Annotated in this window: 13 protein-coding genes, 1 tRNA gene and 1 rRNA gene; 6 read left to right on the top strand and 9 right to left on the bottom strand. The window is 67.4% G+C overall.

What is annotated here, in order from left to right; genetic code table 11:
* Positions 1-57: 57 nt before the first annotated feature.
* The 3 genes from LOC57_RS16625 to LOC57_RS16290 all read left to right on the top strand — a co-directional run bounded on the left by LOC57_RS16625 (position 58) and on the right by LOC57_RS16290 (position 2,600).
* Complete coding sequence (locus tag LOC57_RS16625) at positions 58-375, top strand: HNH endonuclease signature motif containing protein (protein ID WP_442860738.1); 318 nt, start codon at positions 58-60, stop codon at positions 373-375.
* Positions 376-529: 154 nt separating this feature from the next.
* Positions 530-1,231: a DsbA family protein gene (locus LOC57_RS16295; protein ID WP_229960973.1), complete on the top strand. Its 702-nt coding sequence runs from the start codon at positions 530-532 to the stop codon at positions 1,229-1,231.
* A gap of 277 nt (positions 1,232-1,508) precedes the next feature.
* A complete protein-coding gene (locus tag LOC57_RS16290) occupies positions 1,509-2,600 on the top strand; it encodes a phosphatase PAP2 family protein (protein WP_229960971.1) in 1,092 nt (363 codons plus the stop codon).
* A 125-nt stretch (positions 2,601-2,725) separates the two neighbouring features.
* Here the strand turns inward: LOC57_RS16290 and LOC57_RS16285 are convergent, their stop codons facing one another.
* The 5 genes from LOC57_RS16285 to LOC57_RS16265 form a co-directional block, all read right to left on the bottom strand.
* Positions 2,726-3,958 carry a beta-ketoacyl-[acyl-carrier-protein] synthase family protein gene (locus tag LOC57_RS16285; protein ID WP_229960969.1) on the bottom strand — a complete coding sequence of 411 codons (1,233 nt, stop codon included), beginning with the start codon at positions 3,956-3,958 and terminating at the stop codon, positions 2,726-2,728.
* On the bottom strand, positions 3,951-5,672 hold the full coding sequence (locus LOC57_RS16280; protein WP_229960967.1) for a class I adenylate-forming enzyme family protein: 1,722 nt from the start codon (positions 5,670-5,672) through the stop codon (positions 3,951-3,953). The genes LOC57_RS16285 and LOC57_RS16280 overlap by 8 nt, the downstream gene beginning before the upstream one ends.
* A gap of 46 nt (positions 5,673-5,718) precedes the next feature.
* The gene (locus tag LOC57_RS16275) at positions 5,719-6,549 is read right to left on the bottom strand and encodes an SDR family oxidoreductase (protein ID WP_227927421.1); all 831 of its coding nucleotides are present in this window, start codon (positions 6,547-6,549) and stop codon (positions 5,719-5,721) included.
* A gap of 94 nt (positions 6,550-6,643) precedes the next feature.
* Complete coding sequence (locus tag LOC57_RS16270) at positions 6,644-7,288, bottom strand: response regulator transcription factor (RefSeq protein ID WP_227912968.1); 645 nt, start codon at positions 7,286-7,288, stop codon at positions 6,644-6,646.
* Positions 7,276-8,574 (bottom strand): sensor histidine kinase, encoded by a 1,299-nt coding sequence (locus LOC57_RS16265; RefSeq protein ID WP_229960965.1) that lies wholly within the window; start codon positions 8,572-8,574, stop codon positions 7,276-7,278. Before LOC57_RS16265 ends, LOC57_RS16270 begins: the two co-directional genes overlap by 13 nt.
* A 146-nt stretch (positions 8,575-8,720) precedes the next feature.
* Here LOC57_RS16265 and LOC57_RS16260 point away from each other — a divergent pair, with 146 nt between their 5' ends.
* Both LOC57_RS16260 and LOC57_RS16255 read left to right on the top strand, forming a co-directional pair.
* Positions 8,721-9,476: an ABC transporter ATP-binding protein gene (locus LOC57_RS16260; RefSeq protein WP_229960963.1), complete on the top strand. Its 756-nt coding sequence runs from the start codon at positions 8,721-8,723 to the stop codon at positions 9,474-9,476.
* 1 nt (position 9,477) lies between these two features.
* Entirely contained in the window at positions 9,478-11,955 is a 2,478-nt protein-coding gene (locus tag LOC57_RS16255; protein WP_229960961.1) for an ABC transporter permease, read from the top strand.
* Between the two features lie 50 nt (positions 11,956-12,005).
* On the opposite strand, the gene LOC57_RS16250 is transcribed toward LOC57_RS16255, so the two are convergent.
* The 4 genes from LOC57_RS16250 to LOC57_RS16235 all read right to left on the bottom strand — a co-directional run bounded on the left by LOC57_RS16250 (position 12,006) and on the right by LOC57_RS16235 (position 13,740).
* Positions 12,006-12,093, bottom strand: a tRNA-Ser gene (locus LOC57_RS16250).
* A 100-nt stretch (positions 12,094-12,193) separates the two neighbouring features.
* A complete protein-coding gene (locus LOC57_RS16245; RefSeq protein WP_227912964.1) occupies positions 12,194-12,832 on the bottom strand; it encodes a TMEM175 family protein in 639 nt (212 codons plus the stop codon).
* A gap of 133 nt (positions 12,833-12,965) precedes the next feature.
* A 5S ribosomal RNA gene (gene rrf, locus LOC57_RS16240) occupies positions 12,966-13,082 on the bottom strand.
* A gap of 169 nt (positions 13,083-13,251) precedes the next feature.
* Positions 13,252-13,740, bottom strand: a complete 489-nt coding sequence (locus tag LOC57_RS16235) for a winged helix-turn-helix transcriptional regulator (RefSeq protein WP_229960959.1) — start codon at positions 13,738-13,740, stop codon at positions 13,252-13,254.
* A 122-nt stretch (positions 13,741-13,862) separates the two neighbouring features.
* Here LOC57_RS16235 and LOC57_RS16230 point away from each other — a divergent pair, with 122 nt between their 5' ends.
* On the top strand, positions 13,863-14,744 hold the full coding sequence (locus LOC57_RS16230; RefSeq protein WP_269440304.1) for an oxidoreductase: 882 nt from the start codon (positions 13,863-13,865) through the stop codon (positions 14,742-14,744).
* The last annotated feature ends 195 nt before the right edge of the window (positions 14,745-14,939 follow it).

The raw sequence follows: 14,939 nt of genomic DNA, 5'->3' as shown, positions 1-14,939 counted from the left end.
CACGCCACCCGCTGGACCGGACTCGTCCAGGACCCGGACACCGGGGAAATCCTCGGCGTGGGCAGGCGCCGGAAAGTCCCCGCCGGACTGGCCCGATGGCTACGTGCCAGGGACGGAACGTGCCGGTTCCCCGGCTGCCGGGTCAGCACCGCGGTCACGGAAATCGACCACACCACCGACTGGGCGGACGGAGGCCCTACGGACCATGGCAACCTCGCCCATTTATGCCGGAGGCATCACCGGTTCAAAACCCTGGGATTCTGGAAGGCCCGGCAACCGGAACCGGGAGTGATGGAGTGGACTTCGCCCACGGGGAGGGTTTACCGAACCGAGCCGTTTTTGGAACTGGCGCCGCCGTGCCCTGTCACCCGGTGAACTACGCCCTGCGCCGCTCGATCAAGATCACAGGATAAGAGCGAAAAACCCCCTTTCGAACCCCCGGCATCGCTGGAAAAATGGAATAGAAGCATCTTCCAACCCCCGTACCCGAGCGTGCTCCCGCGCGCTTCCCCGATACTGGAAAGGAATTATGCGCAGGGTCGTTCCCTCTCTGATCATCGCTGGAATGCTGGTTGGCGGAGGGGTGGTGTCCTGCGGGACGCCGGCAGAATCCCCCGCCCCCGAAACTTCGGCCAGCGTCTCCGCTTCCCCCAGCACCTCCGCCTCCGCAGAAGTCACCGTACCGGCGGACCAGATGGACAAGCTGGTCCCCTCAGACGCCCGGACCATCACCGATCCGGCAGATCCGCAGGCCACCCTGGTCCTCTTCACCGATTACCAGTGCCCCTACTGCGCCATGATGGACCCCTTGATCCAGCAGGCCAAGGCCGACTACGGCGACCAGGTGCGCATCGTTATCCGGAACTACCCACTGCCCAAGCACCAGAACGCGGAGCCGTCCGCCCGAGCCGTGGAAGCCGCTGCTGAGCAGGGCAAGCTGGAGGAAATGGCGGCAAAGGTCTTCGAGCATCAGGAGGACTGGAAGACCGAATCCGATGTGGACGGAATCTTCGCCTCCTACGCCGAGGAGTTGGGGCTGAACATGGATCAGTTCAACGCTGACTACTCTTCCGATGCCATCAAGGACCGCGTCGCCCGGGATCTGCAGGACGCCCAGGATCTCCAGGTGAAGGGCACTCCCACGCTGTACCTCGACGGGCAGGCCGTCCAGCTGGAGTCCGGCGCCTACAGCGAAATCTCCGAACCGCTGGACAACGCACTGGCGAAGTAGCGCCTCAACTCACGCCGGCACGTAGAACGCCGGCAGCCAACCCTAACGACCGGCGGTTCCAAAACCGCCGGTCGCTACCTTCAACAGGCACCTTTAACAGGAACCCATAACAGGCACCACAAAGGCCCACTAACCCGCGGCACCCCCAGGCACTGCCAACAGCTGCCACACCCGTACCACGACGGCGGCGCACCGCGTCATAATGTGATCGAAAGCATACTGAATATCAGGGGCCCTAATAACATGTTTTGCCGCCCCCATGGGGTAAAACAGTCTAATGACTATCGAAGCCGGGCCTGCCCGATCCGCCTGGCGCCGCCTTTTCGGCGTGCCGCTGCTGGTTGCAGCAGCTTTCACCGTAATCATGCTGGTGACCGCCGTCGTCGCCGATCTCCCCGTCCGTGACCCGGAAGGATTCCTCGGCCCGAGCTATGTGCGGCTGCCGCTGATGGTGATCCTGATGATCGCCGCAGACGTGGTTCCCCGGGTCTTCGCCCGACGCCGGGACCTGGGCGGCGTAGGCGCCGCCACCTCCCATGTGCTGCGCACCCGCTGGGCGGGCCCGCGGCTGGCCGTGGCCGTCGCCGGACTGGCCACCTTCTACCTGGCCTACATGTCCTACCGGAATATGAAGAGCTTCCTGCCGTTCCTGCGGGACGGGCTGACCGATTCGATGCTGGAGGCTTCGGACAGGTGGTTCGCCGGAGGGCATTACCCGGCTGACCTGCTCCAGGACGTCCTGGGCACCGGGGTCAGCGCAGACCTGCTCTCCGGCGTTTACATGCTGTTTATGGTGTTTGTGCCGATTTCCCTGGCCGCTTCGCTGGTGTGGTCCGACAACCTGCAGCGCGGGGCCTGGTACGCCACAGCGCTGTCCTTCAACTGGATCCTGGGCACGGTCAGCTACTACGCACTGCCTTCGCTGGGTCCGGTCTACGCCGATGCGACCCCGTTCTATGACCTGCCCGAAACCACGGTCTCCACCCTGCAGGACACCCTGTATGAGAACCGCGCCGAGGTGCTGACGGATCCGTTCGCCACCGAAAACGTGCACGGCATCGCTGCCTTCGCGTCCCTGCACGTATCCATTATCTTCACCGCCGCTTTGGTGGCCCAGTTGACCCGGCTGCCCAAGCCGGTCCGCTGGATTATGTGGATCTACGTGGCACTGACCACCCTGGCCACGGTGTACTTCGGCTGGCACTACGTGCTGGATGTCTTCGCCGGCTTCGCGCTGGGCGCGGTGTCCGTCTGGCTGGCGTCCAAGGCCGTGAAAACCGGTCCGAAGCACTTCGCTTCCCCTGCCGCGGACGCCCCATCGCCCGCCGTCGAGCCTGACGCCGAGCCGGAACTCGTTCCCTCCGTCTAGGGCCCGGCAGTCTAGGACCTGGCAGTCTAGGGCCCGGAGGAAGGCGGCTTTAATATTTCCCGCGAGCTCTGCGAGCGCGGAAATTTCGTTGCCGCCGTTCCGGGCCCGGAAGTTCAGGCGCCCGGTCAGACCGGGCCGAAAGCCGCCACCGCGTTTTGCCCGCCGAACCCGAACGCATTGGTCACGGCAAAGCGCACCGGGGTTTCCCGCGCCGTACCCGGGACATAGTCCAGGTCGCACTCCGGATCCGGGGTGGAGTAGTTGATGGTGGGCGGAATGGCGCCGTCCCGGATGGCCATCGCACACAGCAGGGACCCCAGGGTGCCGGCCGCCCCGATCAGGTGCCCGGTCATGGACTTGGGCGCGGTCACCGCCAACGACGGCGCGTGCTCGCCGAACGCGGTATGCAGGGCCAGGGTTTCGGTCCGGTCATTGGCGAGGGTGGAGGTGCCGTGGGCCGCGACCAGGTCCACGTCTTCGGGATTCAGCCGGGCCCGGCTAAGGGTCTGCGTGATGGCCGCGGCAGCGTACCGGCCGCTGGGATCCGGAGCCACAATGTGGAAGGCGTCGCTGGTCATCGCCCCGCCCAATACCTCCGCATACACCTCTGCTCCTCGGTCCCGGGCATGGCTGAGCAGCTCCAGCACACACACCACGGACCCCTCGCCGAACACAAACCCGTCCCGGCCGGCGTCGAACGGGCGGCTGGCCTCCTGCGGTGAGTGATTGTTCCGGGACAGTCCGCGCATGGCGGACAGCCCGGCAAACATCACCGAGGTGATGGCGGCATCCGTGCCGCCGGCCACCACCACGTCCGCCTCCCCGGCAAGCAGGGTGCGGCGGGCCTCCAGCAGGGCCGCGGTACCGCTGGCGCACGCCAGGGCACTGGCGTTCACCGGACCATGGACGGCCAGGTCAATCGCCACCTCGCAGGCGGGCATGTTGGTCAGCGACGAGGCCACAAAGCTGGGGCTGATGGGCCGCAGCCCGTCCCGGTGCAGGGTTTCGGTGGCGTCCTGCACCTCCGGATAGCCGGAGACAGCACTGTTGAGGATCACCGCCGCCTCGGTGCCCTCCAACGTGCCGCCAAGCCCGGCGTCGGCCACCGCTTCCCGTGCCGCCGCCACCGCCAGGTGCGAGGCCCGGGAGGAGCGCCGCAGCCGTTTGACCGGCAGGATCTGTCCGGGATCGAAATTCTTCACCTCTCCGGCAATCCGCGTGGGAAAGTCCGAGGCATCAAACGCGGTGATCTTGTCGATCCCGCTGCGCCCGGCCAGGAGCCCGGACCAGGTGTCGGGCCAGGTGTTCCCGAGCGGAGTCAGCGCCCCCATCCCGGTAATGACAACCCGCTCAACCATCCGTCGGCGCCTTCTGGGCCGCACCCGCCGCACCCGGCACAGCCGCGCCCGCCGCCCCCGGCACATCCATCCGGCCGTCCAGCCAGTCCTGGGCGGCGGCGTCGGACACTTTGTAGTGCATCTTTTTGCCGGTGGCGGTCATCGGCAGTTCCTCGACAAAGCGGTAGCCTCGCGGTCGCTTGAAGTCCGCCAGCCCCGGATGCTCCCGGCAGAAAGTGTCCAGCCCGGAGGCATCCACGCCCTCGTCCCGGCGAATCACGTAGGCCACCACGCGCTGTCCCCACTGGTCGTCGGGCACCCCCACCACCACGGAATCCAGCACCCCGGGATGGTCCGCGAGCGCCGCCTCCACCTGTACCGGATGCACGTTCTCCCCGCCGGAGAGGATCATGTCATCGGTCCGGCCCATGATGGTCACATACCCTTCGGCGTCCCAGGTGGCCATGTCCCCGGGGTACAGCCACCCGTCGTGGAACTTCTCCTCCTCCACATCCGGCAGGTTCGCGTAGCTGAATCCCGATTTCGGCGAGCGCATAATCACCTCGCCGATCTCGCTGCCGTCCCGGGCCGCCAGCTCATCCGGACGGGCACGGCGGCCTTCGAACACGCGGACAACGGCGACGTCGTCGTCCGTGCAGGAGCGTCCGGCGCTGCCCGCGTGGGCCGGGAGGTCCTCCGGCCGCAGGAAGGTGTTCCAGAACCCCTCAGTGGTCCCGTAGCCGTTGAAAATCCGCGGAGTCAGCAGCTCCTGGTACCGGATGGCGGCGGCCCGGTCCAGCGGTGCCCCCATGGTCACGATGCCGTGCAGGGTCTCCAGGTTCCGCGGGTTCTTCTCCTGCTCGGCGGCGATCATTTCCAGGGTGGTGGGCGCCCCGATCAGGTAGGTCAGGCCCTGCTCCCCCACCCAGTCCAGCACCGTGGCCGGGTTGAAGTTGCGCAGGGGCACCACCGAGCCGCCAATGTAGAACACCGGGTTGGGCCCGCCGGAGTGCAGCCCGCCGCGGTGGAACCAGGGGGTCATGTTCAGGGTGCGGTCCGCCGGGGTGAGCGGAAAGTGCATGATCACGTCGTGCGCGCTCATCAGCTCCGCAATGGAGGGAAGCGGCACCCCCTTGGGCATCCCGGTGGTGCCCGAGGTGTAGAACCGGGTGCTCTCCTCGAAGGTGGACAGCTCCCCGGCCAGGTCCGGCAGGGTTCCGGACGCACTGTCCACGGCGGCGTCGAAGTCCTGCCCCAGCTGCCCGGACCCCATCCCCCAGTGCGCCGCCTCGTCACCGCCGGCCACCAGCACCACCGGCGACACTTCTGCCAGCTCCAGCGCGCGGGCTGCACCGTCCACGTGCTCGGCGTCCACCACAAACACTGCCGGATCGCTGTCCCGCAGGATGTGCGCGGTTTCCGCGGGCGCCAGCCGGTAATTCACCGGCACGCTCACCGCACCCAGCCGCTGCGTGGCCAGGTACAGCAGGGCGAACTCCACACCGTTGTAGAGCTGGTACAGCACCCGGTCCCCGCGCCCGACGCCGCGTTCGGCCAGTGCGCGTGCCACCTGGTCCACGGCCACCCCCAACTGGGCGTAGGTCCATTCCCGGCCCGACGGCGGATCGGCAAGCGCCACATTGTCGGCATACCGCGACACGTTGCGCGAGAAGCCGGACGCATAGGTGAGGCTGTGTTCGAAGTAGTCCCGGTAGCGGCTGGAATCGTAACTCACTGTGCGTCCTTTCAGTAACGCTCAATCCGGTCCGGAGAGGGGGCGGTTACCGCTTGCGGTCCCGGGTGGGTTTCTCCGGCAGGGTGACCGGCGGGCCGGAGGCTTCGGAGTGGAAGGGCGGGGCAATCACGGACAGGCCGCCGTCCACGGCCAGCACCTGCCCGGTGATGTAACCGGCGCCGGGCGAGAGCAGGAATTCAACGGTGGCGGCCATTTCATCCACGGTGCCGGGCCGGCGCTGGGGTATGCGGGACAGGACGCTCTCCATGGGGGCCATCCCCTCCATCGAGTAGAAGTAGTCCAGCGAGTCCGACTCGATCAGCCCGCCGTTCACCGCGTTGACGTTGATGCCGTAGGGGGCAAACTCCACGGCCATGAACCGTACAAAGGACTCCACGGCAGCCTTGTAGGAGCCCAGCGCAGCATAGGTGGGGAAGGCGCGGATGCTGCCGTAACTGGTCAGCGCCACTATGCGGCCGCCGTCGTCCATCAGCTTCACCGCTTCCTGCGCGCCGAGGACAAAGGGCCGCACGTTCACCGCATAGGCCCGGTCCAGGTGGTGGGGTTTCAGGTCCACCACGTTCTTGAACGCGGCGGCAGCAGCATTGTTGATGAAGTAGTCCAGCCGGCCGTATTCATCCGCGGCGGCGTCGAAGAGCCGGACAATGTCTTCGGGGTTCTCCACGTCGGCCTGCACCGCAATGCCGCCGCCGCCGAGCTCCTGCAGCCGGGACACCGTGTCCTTGGCCATTTCGGCGTTCTGCCGGTAGCCGACCACCACGTGGGTTCCGTGCTCCGCGAGCCGCTCCGCCACCCGCCGCCCGATTCCGCGGGACGCACCGGTGATCAGCGCAATCTTTGCCTCGCCTTGTTCCACGTGGATGCCTCCTGCGCCGGTCCGTGCATCACACCTTGTCACCGGACGCCGCCGGGAAACAAGACCCGGCGCGCTACAGGCTGCGGGAAAACAGCTAGGAACGCAGGTAGGCCAGCGTTGCGAGCACCCTCCGGTGGCCGCTGTCCGACGGCGAGAGCCCCAGTTTCGTGAAGATGTTGCCGATGTGTTTGCTCACCGCGGTTTCGGACACCGTGATGGCGGACGCAATGGCTGTGTTGCCCAGGCCTTCGGCCACCAGGCCCAGCACCTCGAACTCCCGGGGCGTCAGTGAACGGATGGGGTCCTCGGTGCCGCGGCGGCTGAACAGCTGGGCAATCACCTCGGGATCCATCACGGTGCCGCCGCCCAGCACGCGGCGCAGCCCGTCCACGAACTCCCCCACGTTGCCCACGCGTTCCTTCAGCAGGTATCCCACTCCCTGCGCTCCCGAGCCCAGCAGCCGGCTGGCGTACCGGTCCTCCACATAGGCGGAGAGCACCAGGACGGGGAAATCGGGTACCTGGGCGCGCAGTTCCAGGGCGGCCTTGAGTCCTTCGTTGGTGAAAGTGGGCGGCATCCGGACATCCAGGATGGCGCCGTCCGCGCTGCCGGGCTCAAAGGCGGACAGCAGGTCATCGGCGTTGTCCCAGGCACCGGCCACCTCGAAGCCTTCGCTCTGCAGCAGCAGCTGCATTCCGGCCCGCAGGAGGGCGTCATCCTCGGCAATCAGAAGGCGCATGGCAGTTCCACCCTTATGTGTGTTGGTCCGCCGGGCGGACTCGTGAGGATCAGTTTTCCGCCGAACGCCGCAGCGCGGCGGGCAATTCCGGCCAGCCCGGTGCCGGAGCCGTCGTCTTTGCCGCCGCCGTGGCCGGTGCCCGACCCGTCGAGGGGGCCCACCGACGCACCGCCGCGGCCGTCGTCGTCCACCTGCACCACCAGGATGTCCTCCCGGCCGGAGGTTTCGGTGCGCAGCACCACCTCAATCCGGGAGGCATTGGAATGCTTGGCCGCGTTGGTGAGGGCTTCGGCGAGGACAAAGTACGCCGCCGACTCCACCGCTGCCGGCGCCCGCTGCAGTCCGCTGACGTTCAGCGAACAGGGGATGGGCGAGCGGCTGGTCAGCGCCGAGGCGGCCCCGCCCAGGCCGAGCTCGTCCAGGACGGGCGGATAAATGTCGTGCACCGCAGCCCGCAGCCCGGCCAGGGCCTCGGACGCGGCGTCCTGTGCCCGCCCCAGGAACGGTACGGCGGCGGCCGGGTCGGTCTCGGCGGCACGCTGCGCCAGCCCGAGCATCATCACGACGCCGACCAGCCGGTTTTGCGCGCCGTCGTGCAGTTCCCGTTCGATGCGGCGCAGCTCGGCGCCGTGTGCGGCGAGCGCGCTGGCACGGGCCGCGGAGAGGTCGGAGATCCGGCGGGCTAGGTCGGCGTACCGGCGGGGCGACAGGATGCCCAGGGTGGCTCCGCTCAGGCGCCGGGCCATCCACGGCAGCAGGATCCACCCGGCAACCATATAGATGCCGCCCAGCAGAACCATCAGGACGGCGTCGCTCCAGCTGGTAACGGTCACGGTGAGTTCCAGCGGAGTTTCCGGCGGGAACAGGAACCAGAACGGCGCGGTCAGCACATAGAACAGGCCGCCCAGCGGCAGTGCCAGGGCCAGCAGCGCCGCCAGCACCGCGAAAGCGCAGTGGAACAGCAGCCAGGACACATCCCGTTTCGTTTCCGGGGCGCTGACCATGGCTGCCAGTTCGCCGAAGGTGTGTTTACCGGCCAGGCGGCGCCGGTCGAAGGGAATCACGGCGGACGTAAAGCCCGCTGCCCGTGCCTGGGCCCGGGCGGCCAGGCTATCCACGGTACCCAGCAGGCGCGGCACGGCATACAGGCCCACTCCCAGGGGCAGGAAGGGCAGCAGCGCCAGACCTGCCGTCGCCACGGCCAGGGACGCTGCCCAGTAACCGCCTTCGCGCAGCACAAACGCGGCATCCCGGAAGCGGGAGCGGAGGCCGGCGCGGATAGTCACCTGCTTGATTATGCCGGAGGAGCACGGCCGTGTCGGTATAGCCAGCTATACCCCAAACCGGCCGGTTGGCTGTATCGGAACGGGGTTTGCACATCCGTAGCGTCGAAGACAGCAGATTTACCCGCCCGAATCGAAGGATGGTTCCCATGTTTACCGATGCCACTGAATTCTCAGCCCCCGCGGCCCTGCAGCTGCAGGGCGTGTCCAAGAGCTACGGGTCCGGCCCCTCCGCCGTGCCGGCCCTGCGCAACGTTTCCCTGGCGGTTCCGGAGGGCAGCTTCACCGCGGTCATGGGCCCCTCCGGCTCGGGCAAATCCACCCTGCTGCAGGCTGCTGCCGGGTTGGATGCCCCGGATCACGGCCGGGTGCTGCTGGGCGACACGGAGATCTCCGCCCTGCGCGGCAAGGCCCTGACCCGGTTCCGCCGGGACCACGTCGGTTTTGTTTTCCAGTCCTACAACCTGCTGCCCCAGCTCACCGTGGCCCGCAACGTCACCCTTCCGCTGCTGCTCGCCGGACGCGCCACGGACACGGCCTGGCTCAACCATGTGCTGGACGCCATGGGCCTGAGCGGTTTCGGCGAGCGCAAACCGCAGGAGCTCTCAGGCGGCCAGCAGCAGCGGGCAGCCATCGCCCGGGCCCTGATCACCCGCCCGGCGGCCGTCTTCGCGGACGAACCCACCGGAGCCCTGGATTCTGCGACCGCCCGGCAGGTCCTGGACCTGTTGCGGCACACCGTCTCGGAACTGGGACAGACCGTGGTGATGGTGACCCACGACCCCGTGGCCGCCGTCTCCGCAGACACCGTCATTTTCCTGGCGGACGGACAGCTGGACGGCAGCTTGTCCGGCGCCACCGTCCATGAAGTCACCGAGCACGTCGCCTACCTGGGAGAGCGCTGATATGTGGTCATTTGCCAAAGAATCGATCCGCCACCACCGCGGCGGCTTTGCCGGCGTGTTTGTCGCCGTGTTCCTGTGCGCGGCGCTGATCACCGCCATGGGCGTCCTGATTGAGTCCGGCCTGCGCGGCGGCACCGCCGCCGACAAGCTGCGCGGCGCCGACGTCGTAGTGGGCGCCCCGCAGTCACTGCCCGTCGTGGAAGACATGGATGCTCCGCTCTCCGAGCGGGTCCTCCTTCCCGAAAACGCAGCGTCCCGCATCGCCGACGTGCCGGGGGTGGAGCAGGCCGTAGGCACCGTCACCGTTCCCCTGGCCGACGACGCCGGCAGGAGCCTTTCCGCCTCGGCCTGGGACTCCGCCGTGTTGGCGCCGTACACGCTAACCTCCGGGGAAGAACCCCGGACCGTCAACGAGGTGGTGGTGGACGGATCCTTCGGAGTATCCCCCGGTGACCGGTTGGCCCTCTCCCACGGCGGCGAGCCGTCCGAGTACACCGTGTCCGGCATCGCGGAAGCGGAAAAAGCCGGCGGCTCCCCCGCGGTGTTCCTCAGTTCCGCCGGCGCCGCCGCCCTGTGGCCGCACGGCGATACGTACGCCACTGTCGGCGTGATTGCCGACGGATCCGTGGCCCCGAAGGAACTGGCCGCGGACATCGAAGCCGGCGTGGACGGCGTCGTCACCTACACCGGCGACCGCCGCGGTGACGTGGAGGACCTGGGCGGCTCCGCTGCCCGCTCCACGCTGCTGCTGCTCAGCGGCTCCCTGGCCGGCGTGGCCCTGATGACCGCCGTGTTCGTGACCGCCGGAACCCTGTCCCTGTCCATCCTGGCCCGCCGCCGCGAGTTCGCCATGCTGCGGGCCGTCGGTGCCGGCAGCGGGCAGACCCTGGGCATGATCATCCGCGAAGTCCTGCTGGTGTCCGGTGCCGCTGCCGTCCTGGGTGCAGCGCCGGGCTTCGGGCTGGCGTACTTCCTGGGCGCGCAGTTTACTGCCGGGGGTGTCATCCCGGAGGACTTCGCCCTGGCCTATGGTCCGCTGCCGGCACTGGCCGCGGTGGCCCTCAGCGTCACAGCCGCAGTTGGAGCGTCGCTGGTTTCGGCCCGCGGAACTGTCCGCATGTCACCCACCACCGCCCTGCGCGAGTCGGTCACCGAAGCCGCAGGGCTGGGCCGGGGCCGCAAGATGAGCGGCCTGGTCCTGCTGGCGGCCGGATTTGTTGCGGCAATGCTTCCCCTGGCCATTCCGGGCACCGGCGGCCTGGCCATCGCCGCCTCGAGCGTGCTGCTGCTGATCATCGGCGCGGGCATGCTGGGACCCTGGATTGTGGCCGGCGTACTCCGGCTGGTGAAGCCCCTGCTGGGCCGCAATCCCTCCGCGTCCCTGGCCCTGGCCGAAGCCAACGCCTCCGCCTTCCCCCGGCGGCTGGCCGGCGGCATCATTCCCCTGGCCCTGGCCATCGCGCTGGGCTCGGTGCAGCTGTTTATGCCCACCACGGTGGAAACCGAGGCCGAGCGGCAGTCCCGCGAGGGCATGGTGGCCGACTACATGGTCACCTCACCCGGCTCCGGGATCTCCGCGGACCTGGCTGAGGAGGTCTCCACCCTGCCGGCAGTGGACACCGCCACACCGGTGGCCCATTCGGCGGTGCTGGCCGATCTGCGGTTCCTCGGCACCGAGGACGGCATGGAGTCCTACGGCATCCAGGGCGTGGATCCCCGGAACCTGGACTCCACCCTGGACCTGGGCGTGGGCGATGGCGGCCTGGACGGACTGTCCGAGCCGGAGACGGTGGCGCTAAGCGTGGACCTGGCCCGGGAATCCGGTGTCGGAGTGGGTGACCAGTTCGCCTTCCACTACGGCGACGGAATTGAAACGTCCGCCGTCGTCGTCGCCACCTACTCCCGGGGACTGGGATTCGGTGACGTGACGGTAGCCAATGACACCCTGCTGCAGCACACCACTGCGGGCCTGAACGACTACCTGCTGGTGAGCGCTGCACCGGGCACCGATGACACCGCCATGGCGGACCAGCTGGAAGACCTGGGCCTGACCGTGGTGGACCGGGAGTCCGCCGGCGCTGCGGGTGCGGCGGAACGCAAAGCCCAGTCCTGGGTGAACATTGTGGCCATGCTGGTCCTGCTCGGCTACGTGGGCCTGTCCGTGGTGAACTCGCTGGTGATGGCCACCGCCCGGCGCCGGCCGGAACTGATGCTGCTGCGCTCCCTCGGTGCATCGGACCGCCAGCTGCGCCGGATGACCGGCGCGGAGTCGCTGCTGCTGGTAGTCGCCGCCGTCGTCCTCGGCACCGTCCTGGCCATACCGCCGCTGATGGGCATCGCCGTGAACGTGTCCGGCCTGCCGCTGCCCACCATCCAGCCGCTTGTGTACCTGGCTATTGCCGGCGCTGCGGCGGCCATCGGGTTCGGTTCGGTAGCCGTGGCCACCCGCGCGGCCCTGCGGCCGGATGCGCGGGTCTAGGGTCAGCAGACAAAGAAACACCCCGGTCCGAGGACCGGGGTGTTTCTTTTTGGCGGAGGATGGGGGATTTGAACCCCCGAGGGCGTTAACCCAACACGCGTTCCAGGCGTGCGCCATAGGCCGCTAGGCGAATCCTCCAGGCTTGCTCCGTAAGAAGCAGATATAAGACTACCCGACGCAGGGCCAAACCAACGAATCGGCTCCAGGACGGCACTTGGTGGCCCCTTCCCGGCGCTTCCTACTGTGGCTCGGCATGCCGGCGCCCGTAGAAGCGGAGCAGGAAGTTGAGGGCGATAATCGCCAGCCAGGACAGGGCGCCGGCCCGAGGCCCCCAAATGAGCGTGATTGGAATGGAGGCAAAAAACACCACGGGCGTGACCGGCGCGCGGACCGTCGCGAAGGCAGGGAGCCGGGGATCGACGTCGTCGGCAAACAGCCCCATGTACCGGCAGTAGACCCACAGCCCGGTGTTGGCGGTGCCTATCAGGCCGAGCGCCGCCGCATAGATCACGACGCCGAGGGCCTGGTCGCCGTAGAAGGAGAGCATATCGGTGGCGTACCCAATCAGGCCGACAAAGAGCAGCAGCACCAGGTTCAGCTGCTGCAGTCGGCCGGTGAAGCCTGTCAGCAGCCGGAACAGCCGGTGGTGGCTCAGCCAGTAGGCGGCGGTGACCGCAAAGGACAGGGCATACGCACCGAATTCGGGGAACTGCTCGACGACGGCGGCACCCAGCTGGTCCGGCGGCACCTGCGGGACCTTGATATCCACGGCAAGCAGGGTCATGGCGATGGCGAAGACCGCATCACTGAAGAACGTGGTGCGCTCGAGGTCAGGCCCGGAGTTGACCCGGCGGTAGGGCTTGTTAATGTCCGGCACGTCACCATTGTTGCCCTGCTGCGGGGCCGCCGGTCAGGGGGCAGGGGATTAACGGCCGAGCCGTTAAACAGATAGAGCCGTTAAACAGATAAGGACCCGCACATCCTTGTGCGGATCCTTATCTTGAACGTATGTCCGGCGGTGACCTACTCTCCCACACCCTCCCGGATGCAGTACCATCGGCGCTGTGGGTCTTAGCTTCCGGGTTCGGAATGGGACCGGGCGTTTCCCCCACGCTATGACCGCCGTAACCCTTGCCCCGGCTGCTTTCGCGGCGGGAAAACCATGGTTACAGGCTGCCCTTACGGGTTTTGCTGCTCCTATAGTCTACCGCGTCTCCGGCGCGGTTTTGTCCACCCAGTGTTTGGGGAACCGCCTGTTGGGCTACTACCCACACCGCGCCTTGGCACAGCGGTCCGTCAGCCCGCGGCGTCGTCGTACTCCTTGCGGTGGGCGGAAACCTCACCCATGTTCTCCTGGGCCCAGTACCGCAGGCCCTGAACCACGTTATAGAGTGATCGGCCCAGATCCGTCAGCTCGTAGGTGACGGTCACCGGAACGGTCGGCGCAACGGTGCGGGTCAGCAGCCCGTCACGCTCCAGTGCGCGCAGTGTCTGGGTGAGCATCTTCTGACTGACCCCGCCCAGCAGCCGGGACAGTGCCGAATAACGCATGGTGATGCCGGCGGCCGGGTCGCTGGAGTTGCCGGCGACGGCGGCGGTGGCGGTGGTGCCTGCGGCGTCGCCGGTGGCGGAGGTACCTGCGGCGTCGCCCGCGAGGGCGCAGAGGACCAGCACCACCCACTTATTCGATATCCGGTCCAGAAGCTGGCGGCTGGGGCACACCGCCAGGAACGCGTTATAGCTGGCTTGGGCGTCTGCCTGTTCTACGGACTTAGGTGGAATCACGGTGTCCCCTTTATCGGATGGTGGGCTACGCACTTCAAAGTGCCTACTTCCCAGAAGGAAGCAACTCTCTAATACTGGTGCAGGAAGTGCCTCAGCACCACCCTTTACCGAAAGGCAACACCATGGATGCATCCACCTCACCGGCCACACTCCTGCCCGGCGGAACATGGACATTGGGAGACCGAACTGTTTCACGGTTCGGCTACGGTGCCATGCAGCTGGCCGGCCCCGGGGTTATGGGCCCGCCGTCCGACCATGCCGGAGCCATGGCCGTCCTGCGGGAGGCCGCAGACCAGGGGATTACCCACATTGACACCAGCGACGCCTACGGCCCGCACATAACGAACCAGTTGATCCGCGAAGCGCTCTACCCCTATCCGGAGACCCTGTTCATCGCCACCAAGGTGGGGGCCGAGCGTGATGCGCAGGGAGGTTGGCCCACCAAGCGGCAGCCGTCGGATCTGCGTGAGCAGGTGCACGAGAACCTGCGGACCCTCGGAGTTGAGCGCCTGGATCTCGTCAACCTGCGCATGGGCGATGCCGGCAGCCCCCGCCCCGGATCCCTGGCCGAGCCGCTCCACGCCCTGATGGAACTCCAGCAGGAGGGGCTGATCGGCGAGCTCGGACTGAGCAACGTCACGGATGCGCAGGTTGCCGAGGCGCAGGGCATTGCCCGGATTGTGTGCGTGCAGAATATGTACAACGTCGCCTACCGGCAGGACGACGCCCTCATCAGCCGGCTCGCCGACGAACGGATAGCCTACGTTCCATTCTTCCCGCTGGGAGGCTTTACGCCGCTGCAGTCCGCAGCCCTTTCCCGGGTGTCCGCAGCAGCAGGCGCTTCACCGCTCTCCGTTGCACTGGCTTGGTTGCTGCAGCGCTCACCGAACATCCTGCTCATTCCCGGAACATCCTCGGCGGCACACCTGCGGGAGAACATTGCCGGAGCAGGGCTGGTGCTCTCCGCGGAAGACGTCAGGGAGCTGGACAGCATCGGCAACTGACACCCGGCGAGGGAGGGGCCAAGTGGCCGTTCCGCCGCCGCTGTGAGCAGCCGGCCGGACCCCGGGACCGGCTTCCCGGGTTAAACAGGTGAGGCCCGTACCAACACTGGTACGGGCCTCACCCCACAATTTGTCCGGCGGTGACCTACTCTCCCACACCCTCCCGGATGCAGTACCATCGGCGCTGTGGGTCTT

The sequence above is a fragment of the Arthrobacter sp. zg-Y750 genome (assembly GCF_020907365.1).
In the GTDB taxonomy this organism is placed as follows: domain Bacteria; phylum Actinomycetota; class Actinomycetes; order Actinomycetales; family Micrococcaceae; genus Arthrobacter_B.
Note: the sequence above shows the minus strand (reverse complement) of the source record. Positions and strands in the feature narration are given on the sequence as shown.